Source organism: Pantoea alfalfae, assembly GCF_019880205.1.
GTDB classification, from domain to species: Bacteria; Pseudomonadota; Gammaproteobacteria; order Enterobacterales; family Enterobacteriaceae; genus Pantoea; species Pantoea alfalfae.
Genome location: NZ_CP082292.1, coordinates 1,956,997 through 1,974,004 on the forward strand (window position 1 = coordinate 1,956,997; position 17,008 = coordinate 1,974,004).

Consider the following 17,008-nt stretch of genomic DNA (forward strand, 5'->3'; position numbering starts at 1 on the left):
AGAATTTTGTAAAAAGCTGTTTCACCTCTCGACCCCTTGTGCTGCCTGACATATGCTGAGCCAGCCTTTTACCTCAATTCCCGGAGTCCGACTGATGAAAGCAGCCACCTTTTTGCTGGCCGGTGCCGCGCTATTACTCTCTGCCTGTAGCAGCAACAGTGATGATAACGAGCCACCGCAACAAGCCACCGCCGCCCATATCCAGCCACGGGTGGTGATGTCTTCCCTGGCAGAAAGCACCTGTTCGAATGCAGGCGGAACGCTGGCATTTTCGCATCAGCTGGATGGCTCGCGCGTGGGAATGTGTCAGTTAGTGAATGGACGCCGCTGTGATGAGCAGGCGTTGATTGGCGGGAATTGCGCGCGCTGATGAACGGGCCGGATTTCTCCGGCCCGCGCAGTCACACCGAGAACAGTCAGGCTGAGAGTCGGTTCGGGCAGTTTTCACCCCGATCGAGCTGGCTGAGATTACTCAGCGTCGTTTCAGAAATGGCGGTCAGCGCTTCTGCGGTTAAAAACGCCTGATGGCCAGTGAACAAAACGTTATGGCACGCTGACAGACGACGGAATACGTCGTCCTGAATCACATCATTCGACTTATCTTCAAAGAACAGTTCGCGTTCATTCTCGTAGACATCCATGCCAAGCGCGCCGATTTTCTGCTGTTTTAGCGCGTCAATGGCCGCCTGTGAATCAATCAGACCACCGCGACTGGTATTGATAATCATGACGCCATCGCGCATCTGTTTAAACGCGTCGGCGTTAAGCAGATGATGATTCTCCGGCGTCAGCGGGCAGTGCAACGTGATGACGTGAGATTCAGCGAACAGCGTCTTCAGATCGACATATTCCGCGCCCAGCTCCAGTGCCTGTTCGCTTGGGTAAGGATCAAACGCCAGCAACCGCATACCAAAACCTTTCAGAATGCGCATCGTCGCAATCCCGATTTTACCGGTGCCGATAACGCCCGCAGTTTTGTTGTGCATATTGAAGCCGGTCAGCCCATCGAGCGAAAAGTTCGCGTCACGGGTACGCTGATAAGCGCGATGAATACGGCGGTTCAGGGTCATCATCAGGCCGATCGTATGTTCAGCCACCGCTTCTGGTGAGTAGGCTGGAACCCGGACGACTTCCAGACCCAGCTCTTTCGCCGCAGCCAGATCGACATTATTGAAACCGGCACAGCGCAGCGCGATGTATTTCACACCCAGTCCGGCCAGTTCTTCCAGTACCGGACGGCTGCCGTCATCGTTAACAAAGATGCAGACGGCATCGCAACCCACAGCGGTTTTAGCCGTGCTTTCAGAGAGTAAAAAGTCATAAAACACCAGTTCAAAGCCGAACTGCTGATTGACCTGCTCAAGGTATTTCTGATCGTAATGTTTAGTGCTGTAAACCGCGATCTTCATTGTTATGCTCCTGCAGAGTGATAAACCAAGGATAACGTTTTCTGACCGACTTTGCTGAAACTGCTGATTTGCGCCTGGCACAGGCCTTCACCTCTGGCAGATTACATGCCATCATCGTTGTCAGGATATTGTAAGGAAAAGGATTATGGCTTTTATGCCACGGATTTTCCGGCGACGGCTGGCGGCCATTCTGGCGGTTATCCTGCTTCTGCTCGGCCTGATCTTAACTGTGACGCAATGGCTGCCGCGGCTGGCCGGCATCTGGCTGCCTGACGGGACGCGCATTGCGTTGTCAGGCGCACCCCGCTGGCGTGAAGGTGGCCTGTGGTTACCTCAGATCCGTTATCTCGCTGGCGATTGCTCACTGGCCACCGTAAAGGCGGTGTCACTGGGCTGGCATCAGTCACGCTGGAAACTCAATGCTGAAGCGCTGACGCTGGATAGCGCCTGCCTGCAACAATTACCTGCCAGTAACAGTACGGCTGCGCCCAAAACGCTGGCCGAATGGCAGGCAATGCTGCCTGGCGCCGACGTTCATCTGGGCAAATTAATCGTTACGCCGTGGCAGACGTATGCGGGCGCGCTGGATCTGACGCTGGAAAAAGATCGCCAGCAACTCAGTTACCAGGGCGATAATCTGCAGCTGGCGGCCACGCTGACCGGTCAGCAGCTCGCTATCCGTCGCCTGACGCTCACCCATCCTGCACTGCCTGACCCCGTCACGCTGAGTGGTCATCTGGCGTTACCCACCTTTGCCACTGATCTGCCGGTGAACGGCGATGTGACCGGACAGCTGGCGCTGGACGCGCTGCCGCATCCCCTGAAGCTGACGCTTAACTGGCAGCAGCAGCAGGGCGAGCTACGCGTGGCAATGGCCGAAGTGACCAGGCCGCTTCTCAGACTGCCGTGGCAGATCAGCCGCGATCAGATTCGGATTGAAAAGGGCGAATACTTCTGGCCGCTGGAGGCTCAGCCGCTATCAGGGTTTGTTAACCTGACGCTGGATAACTGGCAGTCTGGCCTTGAAAGTAGCCAGATTAGCGGTCGCGTTAACCTGCTGACCCAGGGACGCGGCGGCAAGGGCAACGTGGTGCTGGGCATAGGTCCTGGTAACCTCAGCCTGACCAACAGCAACCTTCCCTTTCAGTTGACCGGTGAAAGCAAACTGGCCGCTCTGCAACTTTATGGCTCGATTCCTGGTGTGCTCAGTGGATCGCTACTCGATCCTCAGCTGGTGCTGCAACCTAAATCGCTGCTGCGTCTGCGCGGTCGGCTGCTGTCAACGCTGGAAGTGGACGAGGCGCGCTGGCCGCTGGCGGGTGTGCGGCTCTCCTCACAGGGCATTGATGGTCGCCTGCAGGCGATTCTCAACGCACACGATGCCAGTTTTGGCCGCTTCTGGCTGCATCTCGATGGTCGCGCCACAGACTTCTGGCCCGATAAGGGCGAATGGAACTGGCGCTACTGGGGCGGAGGCGAGATGCTGCCGCTGCAGGCGCGCTGGGATGTTAAAGGAACCGGTGGCTGGCACGATACGCTGATCCATCTTGACACCCTGTCTGCCGGCTTTAATCAGCTGGCGTACGGCAGCGTCAACATAGCAAAACCGCGTCTGACGCTGACTGCACCGGTAGACTGGCAGCGTGATGCGGCGCATCCGGCGTTCAATGGGCATTTCCGCCTGCAGGCAGGAGAGACCCGCTTCAGCTATGGCGGACATCTGGCAGATTCCATGCTCGACTTTGAGGCTAAAGGTCGTGATCCCGGCTATTTCCTCTGGCGGGGCGAGTTAAAAGCGGGCAAGGTCGGCCCGCTGCGTGTGAATGGTCGCTGGGACGGCGAACGGTTACGCGGCCAGGCCTGGTGGCCCGCTCAGTCGCTGACAGTATTTCAGCCACTGCTCAGCCCCGACATGAAAATGCAGATTCAGGGCGGCAGTCTGCAGGCACAGGTCGCTTTTTCCGCCGCCAGCGATCAGGGCTTCCAGGCCGGAGGCCACTGGACGGTCAGACAGGGCAGCGTCTGGACGCCTGACAGCCAGGTGAACGGTATCGACTTCTCGCTGCCGTTCCGATTTCATGATCAGCAGTGGCAGTTTGGGCAGCACGGCCCGGTATCACTGCGCATTGCCGAGGTTAAGAACCAGTTTGCGATGCAGAACATTCGCGCCGACCTGCAGGGGAACTGGCCATGGTCTGAACAGGCGCCGCTGACGCTGCAGGATGTCAGCCTCGATCTGCTGGGCGGACAAATCACGCTGCCATCCCTGCGTATGCCTCAGCATGAGCCAGCCCGGGTGTCGCTGCGTCAAATCAGCCTCAGCGAACTTGTCACGGCGCTGAAGCCTAAACAGTTCGCCATGTCGGGCAAGGTTAACGGTGAGCTTCCGCTGTGGCTCAATAACCCACGCTGGCTGGTGGAGAAAGGGTGGATTGCCAACAGCGGTCCGCTGACCTTCCGGCTGGATAAAGATATGGCAGATGCCATTACCGGCAATAACGTGGCGACGGGCGCCGCGCTGGACTGGTTACGCTATATGGAAGTCTCCCGCAGCTGGGCCACGATCAATCTGGATAATCTTGGCGACCTCACTATGGAGGCGCAGGTGCAGGGCGTGAGCCAGTTCAGTAACCGTCGTCAGACGGTTAATCTCAACTATCATCATCAGGAAAACCTGTTTCAGCTCTGGCGCAGCCTGCGCTTTGGCGATAATTTGCAATCCTGGTTAGAGCAACATGCGACTTTGCCATCGAACAAGGACACTTCACCATGAGCCTGAGGGCACTACTGGTTCTGGCAGCCGGACTGCTGAGCATCGGCTGCGTGCCGCGCATTGAAGTCACGGCACCCAAAGATCCCATCACCATCAATATGAACGTGAAAATCGAACATGAGATCCACATCAAAGTCGATAAAGATGTGGAAGCGTTACTGAAAAACCAGAGCGGTCTGTTCTGAGGAGAGCAACGATGAAACGCATAAGCGCGGCGCTGTTCCTCGCCCTGGCGATAGCTCAGCCTGCCTGGGCACTGACGCTCGATGAGGCGCGGCAATCGGGCCGGGCAGGTGAAACGCTTTCCGGCTATCTGGCGGCACGTTCGCAGGACAGTGAAACGCTGGCGCTGGTGCAGCGGATTAATGCCGGACGTCAGCAGGAGTATCAGCGGCTGGCAGAGCAGAATAATCTCTCCACGGCTGACATCGCCAGTATTGCCGGACAGAAGCTGGTGGGCCGTGCGGCAGCGGGAGAATATGTGCGCGGCATTAACGGTCAGTGGCTGAGAAAAGTGGCACAGAGCAGTCAGTAACCGGCGAAAAAAAACCGGGCGCATGGCCCGGTCTTTTACAGCGTCATCCTGAGATGAGTGAGACTTATGCCGTCACGATCTGCTTAATAGCGTCTTTCGCTTCAGCGGTCGCTTTGCTGGCCACTTCAGGACCGTAAGCGATGCCTTCAGCAAACACGAACTCAACGTCAGTGATGCCGATGAAGCCCAGGAACAGCTTAACGTATGGGGTAAGAAGATCGGTTGGGGTATCTTTATGAATGCCGCCACGGCTGGAGATCACCACAGCCTTTTTGCCTTTAACCAGACCTTCCGGACCTGCTTCGGTGTAGCGGAACGTCACGCCAGCACGGGCAATCAGGTCGAAATAGTTTTTCAGCTGCGTCGGGATGTTGAAGTTGTACATTGGCGCGGCAATCACCACTTCATCATGAGCCTGCAGTTCTGCAATCAGTTCATCGGACAGGTCCAGTGCTTCCTGCTGACGTGGTGACAGTGGCGCTTCGGATGGGCGCATTGCACCCACTAACTCACCATCCAGAACCGGAATCGGGTTAGCGGCCAGATCACGTACAGTGACTTCTTTACCCTGTGCCTTTGCCTGTTCAACGTAGAAGTCAGCGAGCTGGCTTGACTGTGAGTAGCCTGCAAGGATGCTTGATTTCAGAACTAAAACTTTGGTCATGGTGGTTTCCTGTCTGTTACGCGGAAGACTTTCCGCTCAATGGTTTACACTCTACGGTTATCAATGGCGCGGTGAAAGCGCAATATTTCGAGACCCATGTTCGAATTTATTGAATAAGCGTAACCGGGGCCAGCCGCCGGAACGGTTCAGAATGTGCTATGATGCGCACAATTATTTTATTGAATCAGCTGGTTATCCCGGCTTGCAGGGCGCTGCTTCTCGCAGCGACACCGTCTGAGTAAGGTACGTCACTATTATGTCATCTCCCGATACTTCCCCACTGGCAGCGCTCTGGCCACGGCTCGACGGTGTAATGCTGCGCGATCGCCAGCGTCTGCAGCGCCGCTTGCAGGGTGCCAGAAAAGCTAAAAATTCCGAGGCACAGCAGGGCATTGCCCGTGAGCTGGAGCAGGAATTTATTGCTGCTGAACAGCGCGTGGCCCAGCGCCACGCGGCTACGCCAGCCATTACCTTTCCGGACAATCTGCCGGTCAGTCAGAAACAGCAGGATATTGCCGCCGCGATTCGCAACCATCAGGTAGTGATTGTTGCGGGTGAAACCGGCTCAGGTAAAACCACGCAGCTGCCGAAAATCTGTCTGGCGCTGGGACGCGGTATCACGGGTCTGATTGGTCATACGCAACCGCGCCGTCTGGCTGCGCGCACCGTGGCGAACCGTATTGCTGATGAGCTCAGCACCTCACTGGGTGGCTGTGTCGGCTATAAAGTGCGGTTTAACGACCAGGTCAGCGAACTGACGCAGATTAAACTGATGACCGACGGGATCCTGCTGGCGGAGATCCAGCAGGATCGCCTGCTGATGCAATATGACACCATCATCATTGATGAGGCGCACGAGCGCAGCCTGAATATCGATTTCCTGCTCGGTTATCTGCGTGAGCTGCTGCCGCGCCGCCCCGATCTGAAAGTGATTATCACCTCGGCGACCATCGATCCGCAGCGCTTCTCGCGGCACTTCAACAACGCGCCGGTGATTGAAGTCTCCGGCCGGACTTATCCGGTCGAAGTGCGCTACCGGCCGGTGGTTGAAGAAGCGGATGATGGCGATCGCGATCAGCTGCAGGCGATTTTTGATGCGGTGGATGAACTGGGACGCGAGAGTCGCGGCGATATCCTGATCTTCATGAGCGGTGAGCGCGAAATCCGTGATACCGCCGATGCGCTGAACAAACGCGACCTGCCGCACACCGAAGTGCTGCCGCTCTATGCGCGACTGTCGAACGCGGAACAGAACCGGGTATTTCAGTCGCACAGTGGCCGTCGCATCGTGCTGGCGACCAACGTCGCGGAAACCTCACTAACGGTCCCGGGCATCAAATATGTCATCGATCCTGGCACGGCGCGTATCAGTCGCTACAGCTTCCGCACCAAGGTGCAGCGCCTGCCGATTGAGCCGATATCGCAGGCCTCCGCTAACCAGCGAAAAGGGCGTTGCGGCCGTGTTTCGGACGGTATCTGTATTCGCCTCTACTCGGAAGATGACTTCCTGAGCCGTCCGGCTTTTACCGATCCGGAAATCCTGCGCACCAACCTGGCGTCGGTGATCCTGCAGATGACCTCACTGGGACTAGGCGATATCGCCGCCTTCCCGTTTGTGGAAGCGCCCGATAAGCGCAATATTCAGGATGGCATCCGCCTGCTGGAAGAGCTGGGCGCGCTGACCCTGAATGAGGAGAGCGGACACTACAAACTCACCGGGTCCGGGCGTCAGCTGGCACAGCTGCCGGTCGATCCGCGTCTGGCGCGGATGGTGCTGGAAGCGCAGAAATTTGGCTGCGTACGTGAAGTGATGATCATCACTGCCGGTCTGTCGATCCAGGACCCGCGCGAGCGCCCGGCAGAGAAAAAGCAGGCGTCCGATGAGAAGCACCGGCGCTTTGCCGACAAAGATTCCGACTTCCTCGCCTATGTGAACCTGTGGAACTACCTGGCGGAGCAGCAGAAAGCGCTGTCCGGCAACCTCTTCCGTCGCCAGTGCAAAAGTGACTTCCTGAACTATCTGCGGGTGCGGGAATGGCAGGATATTTATACCCAGCTGCGGCAGTTAGTGCGCGAACTGGGCATTTCGGTTAACAGCGAGCCGGCTGAACTGCAGCCTGTTCACTGCGCGCTGCTCAGCGGTCTGCTGTCACATATCGGCCAGAAGGACACCGACAAGCAGGAGTACACCGGTGCACGCAATACCCGCTTTTCGATTTTCCCCGGCTCCGGGTTGTTTAAAAAACCGCCGAAATGGACCATGGTGGCAGAACTGGTCGAGACCAGCCGCCTGTGGGGCCGCACTGCGGGTCGCATTGAACCGGAGTGGATTGAACCGCTGGCGCAGCATTTGATTAAACGCAGCTACAGTGAACCGCACTGGGAGAAATCGCAGGGTGCGGTAATGGCTGCCGAGAAGGTTACGCTCTATGGTCTGCCCATTGTCGCCGCGCGCAAGGTGAACTATGGAAGCATTGATCCCACTCTGAGTCGTGAGCTGTTTATCCGTCACGCGCTGGTGGAGGGCGACTGGCAGACCCGACATGCTTTCTTCCGTGCTAACCAGAAGCTGCGCAGTGAAGTCGAAGATCTGGAACACAAATCCCGCCGTCGCGATATTCTGGTAGATGACGAAACGCTGTTTGCTTTTTATGACCAGCGCATTGGCAAAGAGGTTGTTTCAGCGAAGCATTTCGACAGCTGGTGGAAAAAGGCCAGCCGTGAAAACGCGGAGCTGCTGAACTTCGACAAACAGATGCTGATCAAAGAGGGCGCGGATAAGGTCAGCCAGCTTGATTATCCTAACTTCTGGCATCAGGGCAACCTTAAACTGAAGCTGAGTTACCAGTTCGAGCCGGGGGCCGATGCGGATGGCGTGACGGTACATATTCCGCTGCCGCTGTTGAATCAGATTGAAGATAGCGGTTTTGAATGGCAAATCCCGGGCGTACGCCGTGAGCTGATCATCGCGCTGATTAAGTCACTGCCCAAGCCGCTGCGCCGCAACCTGGTGCCGGCACCCAACTACGCCGAGGCGTTCCTGGGGCGTGTCAACGCAATGGAGATGCCGCTGCTCGATGCGCTGTCGCGTGAGTTTCGCCGCATGACTGGTGTCACGCTGGAGCGGGAAAACTGGCAGTGGGAACAGGTGCCCGATCATCTGAAAATGACCTTCCGTGTGCTGGATGAGCACAACCGCAAACTGCTGGAAGGCAAAGATCTCACCGCGCTCAAAGCACAGCTGAAAGGCAAAGTGCAGGAGACGCTATCGAAAGTGGCAGATGACGGGCTGGAGCAGAGTGGTCTGCATATCTGGAGCTTTGGTGAACTCCCGCGCAGCTACGAACAGAAGCGCGGTAGCTATCAGGTCAAAGCCTGGCCTGCGCTGGTCGATGAGAAAGAGAGCGTCGCCATTCGCCTGTTTGACAGCGAGCAGGAGCAGCAGAAAATGATGTGGCGCGGTCAGCGTCGTCTGCTGCTGCTGAATGTGCCGTCACCCGTTAAATATCTGCACGAGAAGCTGCCGAACAAAGCCAAGCTCGGACTTTACTTCAACCCTTATGGCAAAGTGCTGGAGCTGATTGATGACTGCATCGCCTGCGGCATCGACAAACTGATGGATGAAGCGGGCGGTCCGGCCTGGGATCAGACCTCATTTGAGCAGTTGCGTGACAAAGTTCGCGGCGAACTCAATGAGACCGTAGTGACCATCGCGAAGCAGGTTGAACAGATCCTGACGGCCGTCTTCAACATCAATAAGCGTCTGAAGGGCCGGGTCGATATGACGATGGCGCTGGCGTTGTCCGACATCAAGGCGCAATTAAGTGGCCTGGTCTACCGCGGCTTTGTCACCGGAAACGGCTGGCAGCGGCTGGCGGATACGCTGCGTTACCTGCATGGCATTGAGCGTCGGCTGGAAAAACTGCCTGCCGATCCACACAGCGATCGTGCGCGCATGTTAAAAGTGCAGGCAGTGGAACAGGCGTATCAGGCGTGGCGTAACAAATTGCCGCCGCAGCGTCAGGATGATGAAGAGGTGCAGAATATCCGCTGGATGATTGAAGAGCTGCGTATCAGCTTCTTTGCTCAGCAGTTGGGTACGCCGTACCCCATCTCAGATAAGCGAATTCTGCAGACAATGGAGCAGATAGCAGGATAAAAGCCAGGATGCGTGCCTTAACAGGCACGCATCAACAGTGAAGGGTTGGGAAGGCTACTGCGCGAGAGATTCCAGCTTATCTTTAAACGAGGTGACCGAAATCGCGCGATTGTCAGCCAGATAGCGATCTTTCGCTGCCGGTGCTGAGCTTTGTACCGCGATTAACTGCCAGCCTTTATCGCTTTTGAGCAGCAGCGGTGAACCACTGTCGCCCGGCAGGGTGTCACACTGATGCGACAGCACGGCACGCTGCGCCCAGCCGGTAATCAGGCAATCACTGTGAGAATAGAGCGTATCCAGATGATCGGCCGGATAGCCTGCCTGCGTCACTTTGCGTCCGGTCAGCTTCAGCGCCGCAGTAAGGTCGCTGCGTGAGCCATCGAACAATGGAATCGGCGTAATTGCAGAGGGCGGATTGCGTAAAATCACGATGCCATAATCATAGGGCGCAGCACTGCTCGGCACGATCCAGCCTTCACCATCCGCTTTTAATTTTGACGCCAGCGAGGGTTCAACGCGCGCATCAATATCATGAAGCTCGTAACGCCAGCCTTTATCACTGGCCATAAATCGCAGTGCCACCGGCTTATCGAAATTACCCGGTGGAGAGAGCAGACAGTGTCCGGCCGTCAGCGCCAGATGCGGAGAGATGAGCGTGGCAGTACAGAGGTTGCCGCTTTCGGTTTCCAGCTGACCAATGGCATCCCAGGGGGCAGCGGTAATATCGGTGATTGCCTGGCGATGATCCTTGCCGAAGAACAGCATCTTAATTTCAGCAGGAGTAGGCGAGTCATCGTCATCATCGGCGTGAACCGTGGTGGCAAAGCTGAAGAGTCCAACCATTAACAGGGTAGCCAGGCGCATAGAAATCTCAATGGCGACAAAAATTAACGTTATTGTTATTACGTAAGTACGGTAACTATAGTCGGTGAGCGTTGAAAAAGGGAGTTTTATTGGTTAATCAGTACGCTACAGCGGCTAAATAAAAAAGCTGGCTGCAACAATGCCACACAGGATCATAACAAGCAGAATAATTTCGAAGCGATAGCGACGCACTATTTCATCCACTCTCGTCATTTCATCCACTCCAGTAAAGAAACACCCGGCATAACCGGGTGTTTTTAATTATCATCTCGTGGCCGTGCGCTGAAGGCGACCTTAGTTTTTAGCTGCTGGTTTCACAACTTTTTTGTGGTGAACTTTTTTAGCGGCCTGCGCTTTCTGAGCAGGTTTTACCACTTTTTTGTGGTGCACTTTTTTAGCAGCCTGGGCTTTCTGAGCAGCTGGCTGAGTTACTTTTTTATGGTGAACTTTTTTAGCAGCCTGGGCTTTCTGAGCAGCTGGCTGAGTTACTTTTTTATGGTGAACTTTTTTAGCAGCCTGGGCTTTCTGAGCGGCTGGTTTAGTTGCTTTTTTATGGTGAACTTTTTTAGCCGCCTGCGCTTTCTGCGCGGCATCTTTTTTCACTGCTTTTTTGTGGTGTTTCTTAGCAGCCTGGGCTTTCTGAGCTGCTTTATGGTGTTTCTTGTGCGCAGTTTTGTGAACGGTTTTAGCCGGTGCTGCAGCGGTAGTTGTTGTTGCGGCTGGCGCAGCAGCTGGAGCAGCTGTGGTGTCAGCAGCGAAAGCAACAGAAGACATACCCATAGCAGCGGCGACAACCAGTGCAAATAATTTTTTCATTGCAAATCCCTCGGAGACTGTTTTTTCATGTGTAGCCCACTGCGGGGCCGGTGAAGAGACTATAGGGAAATCAATGAACGGTGTCCGTGGGTGTTTGGTATCGGCGTGTAACCGATTGTACAAAGGCGGAAAAGGGCGGTCAGCAGACCGCCCGGAAGCTTAGCTATTCAGGTAGCGTTGTTCAAGATGCTGGCGGAAGAGAGCCGGATTCAGCGCTTCGCCGGTAGCATTGATCAGCAACTGGTCGGTGGAGAAACGGCTGCCGTGCTGCCAGATGTTCTGTTGCAGCCAGTCAAATACCGGCTGCAGTTCACCATGCTGAATCAGCTCGCTGAGTTGAGGGATGGCCTTCTGAACTGACCGGAACAGCTGTGCGGCATACATCGCGCCCAGCGTATAGGTCGGGAAGTAACCAAATGCGCCGTCGGTCCAGTGGATATCCTGCATACAGCCATCGCGATAATTACCCCGGGTATCCAGACCCAGTGACTGCATCATCTTCTCATCCCACAGCGCCGGAATGTCTTCAACCTCAATCTCGCCTTCAATTAGCGCCTGCTCGATTTCATAGCGCAGAATGACATGCGCCGGGTAGCTCAGTTCATCTGCGTCAACCCGGATCAGGCCGGGTTTCACCTGCTGGGTCAGGCGCACGAAATTATCCGCCTGCAGAGCGGGCTGATCGCCAAAGGTAGCGATCACCTGCGGTAAAATGCGCTGCAGGAATTCGCGGCTGCGACCCAGCTGCATCTCCATAAACAGGCTTTGTGATTCGTGAATAGCCGTGGAGCGCGCCAGCGCCACTGGCTGACCGCGCCACTGCTGCGGCAGATTCTGCTCATAGCGGGCATGACCGGTTTCGTGAATCACGCCCATCATGGCGCTGAGAAATTCATTCTCGTTGTAACGGGTGGTGATGCGCACATCTTCCGGGACGCCGCCACAGAAGGGATGCGCACTGATGTCGAGGCGGCCATGGTTAAAGTCAAAACCCAGCGTCTCCATAATGCTCAGACCGAGCTGACGCTGCGCTGGAATGGCGAACGGCCCGTGCGGCGTGATAAATGACTGCTGTGCCTGTTTTTCCACGACTTGTTGCAGCAGATCGGGCAGCCAGGTTTTCAGCTCGCCAAAGGTTTCATCCAGTCGGGCGCGGGTCATACCCGGCTCATAGAGATCCAGCAGCGCATCGTAACGCGAACAGCCACGGGCGTCAGCGCGGCGCTGGGCCTCTTCGCGGCTCAGTCGTACGACTTCTTTGAGGTTGGCGGCAAAGCCCTGCCAGTCGTTGGCGGGACGCTGAGTGCGCCATGCATGTTCACATACGGAACCGGCGATCGATTTGGCTTCAACAAAATCATCAGGGAGCAGGGTGGCCTGCTGATATGCGCGCTGCATCTCGTTGAGGTTGGCCCGCTCGACATCGTTCAGCGACTGCTGCTCGGCGGCTTTAAGCCACTCGCCGACCTGTGGGGCGGTCAGGATCTGGTGCTGCAATACGCTCATTTCGGCCAGCGCTTCACCACGCGCCTGACTGCCGCCAGGTGGCATGGTGGTTTGCATGTCACAGCCAGCGATGGCCGTGACGTGACTGAAACGGGAAAGGCGCTGGAACGTTTTGGTAAGTTGTTGATACGCTGAGGTCACGTAAGACTCCTTGTGGATTTTAACGCAGCGGAATTTCACGCAAGGTTAGATCAACCGGCCAGCAAAAGCGAACGCTGGCACCGCCCAGCGGGCTGGACTCAATGGTTACGTTGCCGCTGAGTGCCTGGGCAATGGAGTGAACAATGGCCAGGCCCAGTCCGCAGCCGCCTGTGGCGCGATCGCGGCTGGGATCAAGCCGGACAAAAGGTTCGAAAACCCGTTCACGTTCGTCGGGCGGAATGCCCGGGCCGTCATCTTCAACCTGCAGACAACCGACCGGACCGTCGAACCATAAACTGACGCGCAGTCGCTGCTGCGCATAACGCAGCGCGTTGTTCACCAGGTTATCCAGCACCCGCTCCATCAATCGGGTGTCAGAAATGCCGATGTTTTCACGCTGCGGCAGATCAAGGTCGAGTCGCATGTCCGGGTTGATGGTGCGGAAATCGTCCAGCCGCTCGCTCAGCCAGCTGGCCAGATCCAGCGATTTAAGATTCAGATCGACGCGCGGCCGGTCAAGACGCGCATAGGTCAGCAGCTCCTCAATCAGGCTTTCAAGCTGGCCGATGTCGCGATTCAGCGCCACCCGTTCGCCATCCGTAAGGTTATCGCTCATCTCCAGCCGGTAGCGCAGGCGTACCAGCGGCGTTCTCAGCTCATGGGCAATACCGTCAATCAGCTGCTTCTTGCTGGCGACCAGCGTGTTGATGTTCTCGGCCATCTGGTTAAAGGCGATACCCAGCCGGAACAGACTGGAGGTGCTGTCGAAATGGGTACGTACATCCAGTTCGCCCCGGCCAAAGCGCTGTGCCGCTTTTTCCAGGCGCTGCATCTCCTGCCAGTGCGGGCGGAGCCAGATAAACACCGGCAGCGCCAGCGACATGCCAATAAACACCAGCAGAGCAATATCCAGCAGTCGCATCTGGTGCAGATAAAAGAGATAGGGAATCGGCCCCACCGATAAGACATAGTGGCTGCGCGGAATATGCTGCAGAAAGGTGTATTGATCGTCGAGCGCCACGATCTCGCCTGCCCGTAACCGCCGCATGTTGGTCTCATCGAGCTGATATTTGTTCATCGGCTCAATGTGCAGGTCGAACGACAGGCCGAGATCAAGACTCTTGATGGTTTTGTTCCAGTCACGCGGCGGGATCTCACGCAGTTCGCTGCGGATCAGGTAGAGCGAGCTGGCCATCAGATCATTCATCGACTGCCGGCCCGCGCGCTCAGCGGTGAACTTATAGACCAGACCCACCAGCAGCGCCATGACCAGAAAGCAGACAAACAGCAGCAGATAGAACTGAATAAAAAGCTTTCTCATAATTCGCGCGTATCCCAGGCCTGGGGTGCGAACAGATAGCCTTTATTGCGGATGGTTTTAATGCGGAACGGCTCGGTGGCACTGTCGTGGAGCTTTTTACGCAGCCTGGAGATGGCCACGTCGATACTGCGGTCCAGGCCGTCATAACTGACGCCACGCAATGTTTTCAGCAGTGCATCACGGTTAAGCGTCTGACCTGCATGGCTGGCGAGAACCCACAGCAGATCGAAATCCGCAGTGGAGAGGGCGATCTGCTCGTCAAACAGCGTCACCTGACGGTTCAGGGCATCAATGGTCAGCGAGCCAAAACGCAGCATACGATTCGCGGCAGGCGCAGCAGGCGCATCTTCCGGCTGCCCATGCTGGGACTGGCGCAGATGCAGGCGCAGGCGGGCCAGCAGCACAGCGGGTGGTGTGGTTTTCAGGATGTAATCCTGCGCACCCATCTCCAGGGCCAGAATATGGTTCATGTCGCTGTCCAGTGAGGTAAGCAACACGATTGGTCCCTGCCAGTTGGCCCGCAGGTCGCGACAGATGGTCATGCCATCTTTGCCCGGCAACATGATATCCAGCATCACCAGGTCGGGCTGCTGTTCGGCGATGACCGCTTCAGCACGGTCGCCGCGTGTTTCAACAATGACTTCAATATCGTGACGGCCAAGATAGGCCGCAATCAGCGAACCCACTTCGGGTTCATCTTCTACATAAACAATTTTGTTCATAGTTCACAGGGCAGAGTCAGGGATGAATGAAAGCATATCTTTTCCTGGTCCTGAGCTCTACGTTATCGCACGAAATATCCGTGGCTTGCTGGTATATAACCGGCAAAATGTGCAATCATTAGCGCGGCCTTTTTGCGCCAGGTTTGGGATATTGATGATTACTATGAGGAGCGTTAGTATGTCTGATAAAGAGCTGGCATCAGCCATATACCCTGACCGCATCTGCTTCAATTACAGTGACTTTCTTTCCGCTTCCTGCAAAAAGCGCTGGAGCTTCGTCGATGCTATTTATGGTGTGATGCCGATATTTGGCATGGTGACACGTAAATCGGCACACCGTTTACAGGGCAGTGACGACCCGTTAAAAGAATTAGCATTACAAATCATTTCCACTCAGGTTAGCGACGAAATTAATATCGCGCGCCTGATTACTCTCGCAGAACAACAGCATATTAGTCGCTTTGATATCCAGCTCCCTTATCCGCTTTCGGCGGAGCAGCTGGATGCCATCCACTATGAGTATGCGAAGCCGCTGAACCTCACACAGCAGGATGACCTGCTGTGTGTATCCATTCCAGTGCAGGCACACTGAGACCCCTTTTTATCGGGCGTTAAGTCGTCAGCTCCCACACGGCGGGCAATGTCGCGGCAATCAGCAATCCCATCGCAATGCGCTCCAGCGAGGTCAGCGCAATATCGCCGCGGCCGCCGCGTCGTGCAAACAGAAACAGCAGCAGGCCCGGTGTGTAAAGCACCACTGACATCATCAGGTGCATGGGTCCCGAGGCGTACAACAGCCAGATGCCATACACGCTGGCACCCACACCGATTGCCATCGCCAGCGGCTTATGCTGTCCGCGCACCACTTTGATCAGATATAACCCCACCAGCAGATAGGGCACCAGAATCATCTCCGAGGCGATGGTCAGCAGGTTGTTGTAGTCAGCACCGGTCAGGGCAATCAGGATCAGGCAGAGCTGAATACTGCCGTTGGTCAGCCACAGCGAGGCAGCTGGCGCGTTATGGCGGTTCTGCCGGGCGATACTGCGGGGAAAAGCACCCTGTTGCGCGGCAATCAGCGGCACTTCCGCGGCCATAATCGTCCAGCTCAGATAGGCACCGCACACGGAAACAATCAGACCCACCGCAATCACCGCATCGCCCCAGTGCCCCATCAGTCGGGTCATTAATCCGGCCATTGACGGGTTACGCATTTCAGCCAGTTCAGCACGCGGCACCACGCCAAGCGACAGCAGTGTCACCAGCAGATAGACCAGCAGCGCAGCCAGCACGGCGAATAAGGTTGCGCGGCCCACATCCTTTTTCTGGCGTGCACGGGCAGAGACGACCACAGCACCTTCAACCCCGATAAAGACCCACAGGGTAATCAGCATGGTCTGCTTAACCTGCTCCCAGAGCGGTTTTCCCAGCGTGACACCGGAAAAATCGAAGCGGAAACGATCATAGTTGAACGCCATCACCGCCAGTACAATAAACAGCAGCAGCGGCACCAGCTTGCCCAGCGTCGCCATCAGATTGATGCTGGCCGCGGTCTGCACGCCGCGCAGTACCAGCCAGTGAACCAGCCACAGCAGCACGGACGCACCCAGCATCGCCTGCCAGGTATTGCCATCACCAAAGATAATCCGGTCGGGTGTATCGGTGAAGAAGCTCAGGGCAGAGAAGACAATCACCAGATAGGAGACATTGGCGATTACGGCGCATAGCCAGTAGCCCCAGGCGGAACAGAAGCCCATCAGTTCGCCGAACCCGGCGCGTGCATAGGTAAAGATGCCGCCGTCCAGTTCGGGCTTAAGGCGGGTCAGCAGCAGCATCGCCAGCGACAGAAAAATAATGCCGACACCGGTAATCAGCCACCCCAGCAGCAGCGCGGCCGGACCGGCCACTGCGGCCATGTTTTGCGGCAGACTGAACACGCCTGCGCCCAGCATTGAGCTGAGCACCAGCGCCGTCAGCGCACCGAGACCTAATTTTTTCTCCAAAACTACCTTCCCGCTAGCATATATGGCTGGGTAAATCGGATTCTGTCGCTGGGTTATGTCACACCAAAGGCAGAATACAGGGACAATATCCGGTA

Annotated in this window: 15 protein-coding genes; 6 read left to right on the forward strand and 9 right to left on the reverse strand. The window is 56.2% G+C overall.

The window, feature by feature from the left end; translation table 11 throughout:
* Nucleotides 1-94 precede the first annotated feature (94 nt).
* Nucleotides 95-370: a putative hemolysin gene (locus K6R05_RS09115; RefSeq protein WP_003853763.1), complete on the forward strand. Its 276-nt coding sequence runs from the start codon at nucleotides 95-97 to the stop codon at nucleotides 368-370.
* A gap of 46 nt (nucleotides 371-416) precedes the next feature.
* On the opposite strand, the gene K6R05_RS09120 is transcribed toward K6R05_RS09115, so the two are convergent.
* Nucleotides 417-1,409 carry a 2-hydroxyacid dehydrogenase gene (locus K6R05_RS09120; protein ID WP_222925434.1) on the reverse strand — a complete coding sequence of 331 codons (993 nt, stop codon included), beginning with the start codon at nucleotides 1,407-1,409 and terminating at the stop codon, nucleotides 417-419.
* Nucleotides 1,410-1,554: 145 nt separating this feature from the next.
* Between K6R05_RS09120 and K6R05_RS09125 the strand changes: the two genes are divergently transcribed.
* From K6R05_RS09125 to K6R05_RS09135, 3 genes are read left to right on the forward strand one after another with little or no spacing between them, the layout of a single operon-like run.
* Nucleotides 1,555-4,182, forward strand: coding sequence for a YdbH family protein (locus tag K6R05_RS09125; RefSeq protein ID WP_309568528.1), 2,628 nt, complete (start codon nucleotides 1,555-1,557; stop codon nucleotides 4,180-4,182).
* Complete coding sequence (locus tag K6R05_RS09130) at nucleotides 4,179-4,367, forward strand: YnbE family lipoprotein (protein ID WP_009090058.1); 189 nt, start codon at nucleotides 4,179-4,181, stop codon at nucleotides 4,365-4,367. Before K6R05_RS09125 ends, K6R05_RS09130 begins: the two co-directional genes overlap by 4 nt.
* An 11-nt stretch (nucleotides 4,368-4,378) precedes the next feature.
* Nucleotides 4,379-4,717 (forward strand): YdbL family probable chaperone protein, encoded by a 339-nt coding sequence (locus K6R05_RS09135; RefSeq protein ID WP_161735194.1) that lies wholly within the window; start codon nucleotides 4,379-4,381, stop codon nucleotides 4,715-4,717.
* Nucleotides 4,718-4,781: 64 nt separating this feature from the next.
* On the opposite strand, the gene K6R05_RS09140 is transcribed toward K6R05_RS09135, so the two are convergent.
* On the reverse strand, nucleotides 4,782-5,381 hold the full coding sequence (locus K6R05_RS09140) for an FMN-dependent NADH-azoreductase (protein ID WP_161735191.1): 600 nt from the start codon (nucleotides 5,379-5,381) through the stop codon (nucleotides 4,782-4,784).
* Between the two features lie 256 nt (nucleotides 5,382-5,637).
* Between K6R05_RS09140 and hrpA the strand changes: the two genes are divergently transcribed.
* The gene (gene hrpA, locus K6R05_RS09145) at nucleotides 5,638-9,540 is read left to right on the forward strand and encodes an ATP-dependent RNA helicase HrpA (protein WP_222925435.1); all 3,903 of its coding nucleotides are present in this window, start codon (nucleotides 5,638-5,640) and stop codon (nucleotides 9,538-9,540) included.
* Nucleotides 9,541-9,594: 54 nt separating this feature from the next.
* Here the strand turns inward: hrpA and K6R05_RS09150 are convergent, their stop codons facing one another.
* From K6R05_RS09150 to rstA, 6 genes are all read right to left on the reverse strand, one after another.
* The gene (locus tag K6R05_RS09150; protein ID WP_008925243.1) at nucleotides 9,595-10,404 is read right to left on the reverse strand and encodes a trypsin-like serine peptidase; all 810 of its coding nucleotides are present in this window, start codon (nucleotides 10,402-10,404) and stop codon (nucleotides 9,595-9,597) included.
* Nucleotides 10,405-10,518: 114 nt separating this feature from the next.
* Nucleotides 10,519-10,617 carry a small membrane protein YdgU gene (ydgU, locus tag K6R05_RS22495; protein ID WP_008925242.1) on the reverse strand — a complete coding sequence of 33 codons (99 nt, stop codon included), beginning with the start codon at nucleotides 10,615-10,617 and terminating at the stop codon, nucleotides 10,519-10,521.
* A gap of 81 nt (nucleotides 10,618-10,698) precedes the next feature.
* Nucleotides 10,699-11,220: an acid resistance repetitive basic protein Asr gene (asr, locus tag K6R05_RS09155; protein ID WP_222925436.1), complete on the reverse strand. Its 522-nt coding sequence runs from the start codon at nucleotides 11,218-11,220 to the stop codon at nucleotides 10,699-10,701.
* A 159-nt stretch (nucleotides 11,221-11,379) separates the two neighbouring features.
* Nucleotides 11,380-12,867, reverse strand: a complete 1,488-nt coding sequence (locus K6R05_RS09160; protein WP_161735183.1) for a carboxypeptidase M32 — start codon at nucleotides 12,865-12,867, stop codon at nucleotides 11,380-11,382.
* A 19-nt stretch (nucleotides 12,868-12,886) separates the two neighbouring features.
* Nucleotides 12,887-14,188 carry a two-component system sensor histidine kinase RstB gene (gene rstB, locus K6R05_RS09165; RefSeq protein WP_222925437.1) on the reverse strand — a complete coding sequence of 434 codons (1,302 nt, stop codon included), beginning with the start codon at nucleotides 14,186-14,188 and terminating at the stop codon, nucleotides 12,887-12,889.
* Nucleotides 14,185-14,910 carry a two-component system response regulator RstA gene (rstA, locus tag K6R05_RS09170; RefSeq protein WP_013357953.1) on the reverse strand — a complete coding sequence of 242 codons (726 nt, stop codon included), beginning with the start codon at nucleotides 14,908-14,910 and terminating at the stop codon, nucleotides 14,185-14,187. The genes rstB and rstA overlap by 4 nt, the downstream gene beginning before the upstream one ends.
* A 178-nt stretch (nucleotides 14,911-15,088) precedes the next feature.
* Here rstA and K6R05_RS09175 point away from each other — a divergent pair, with 178 nt between their 5' ends.
* Nucleotides 15,089-15,502, forward strand: a complete 414-nt coding sequence (locus K6R05_RS09175) for a hypothetical protein (protein ID WP_161735178.1) — start codon at nucleotides 15,089-15,091, stop codon at nucleotides 15,500-15,502.
* Nucleotides 15,503-15,521: 19 nt separating this feature from the next.
* Here the strand turns inward: K6R05_RS09175 and K6R05_RS09180 are convergent, their stop codons facing one another.
* Entirely contained in the window at nucleotides 15,522-16,913 is a 1,392-nt protein-coding gene (locus tag K6R05_RS09180) for a basic amino acid/polyamine antiporter (RefSeq protein ID WP_222925438.1), read from the reverse strand.
* Between the last annotated feature and the right edge of the window lie 95 nt (nucleotides 16,914-17,008).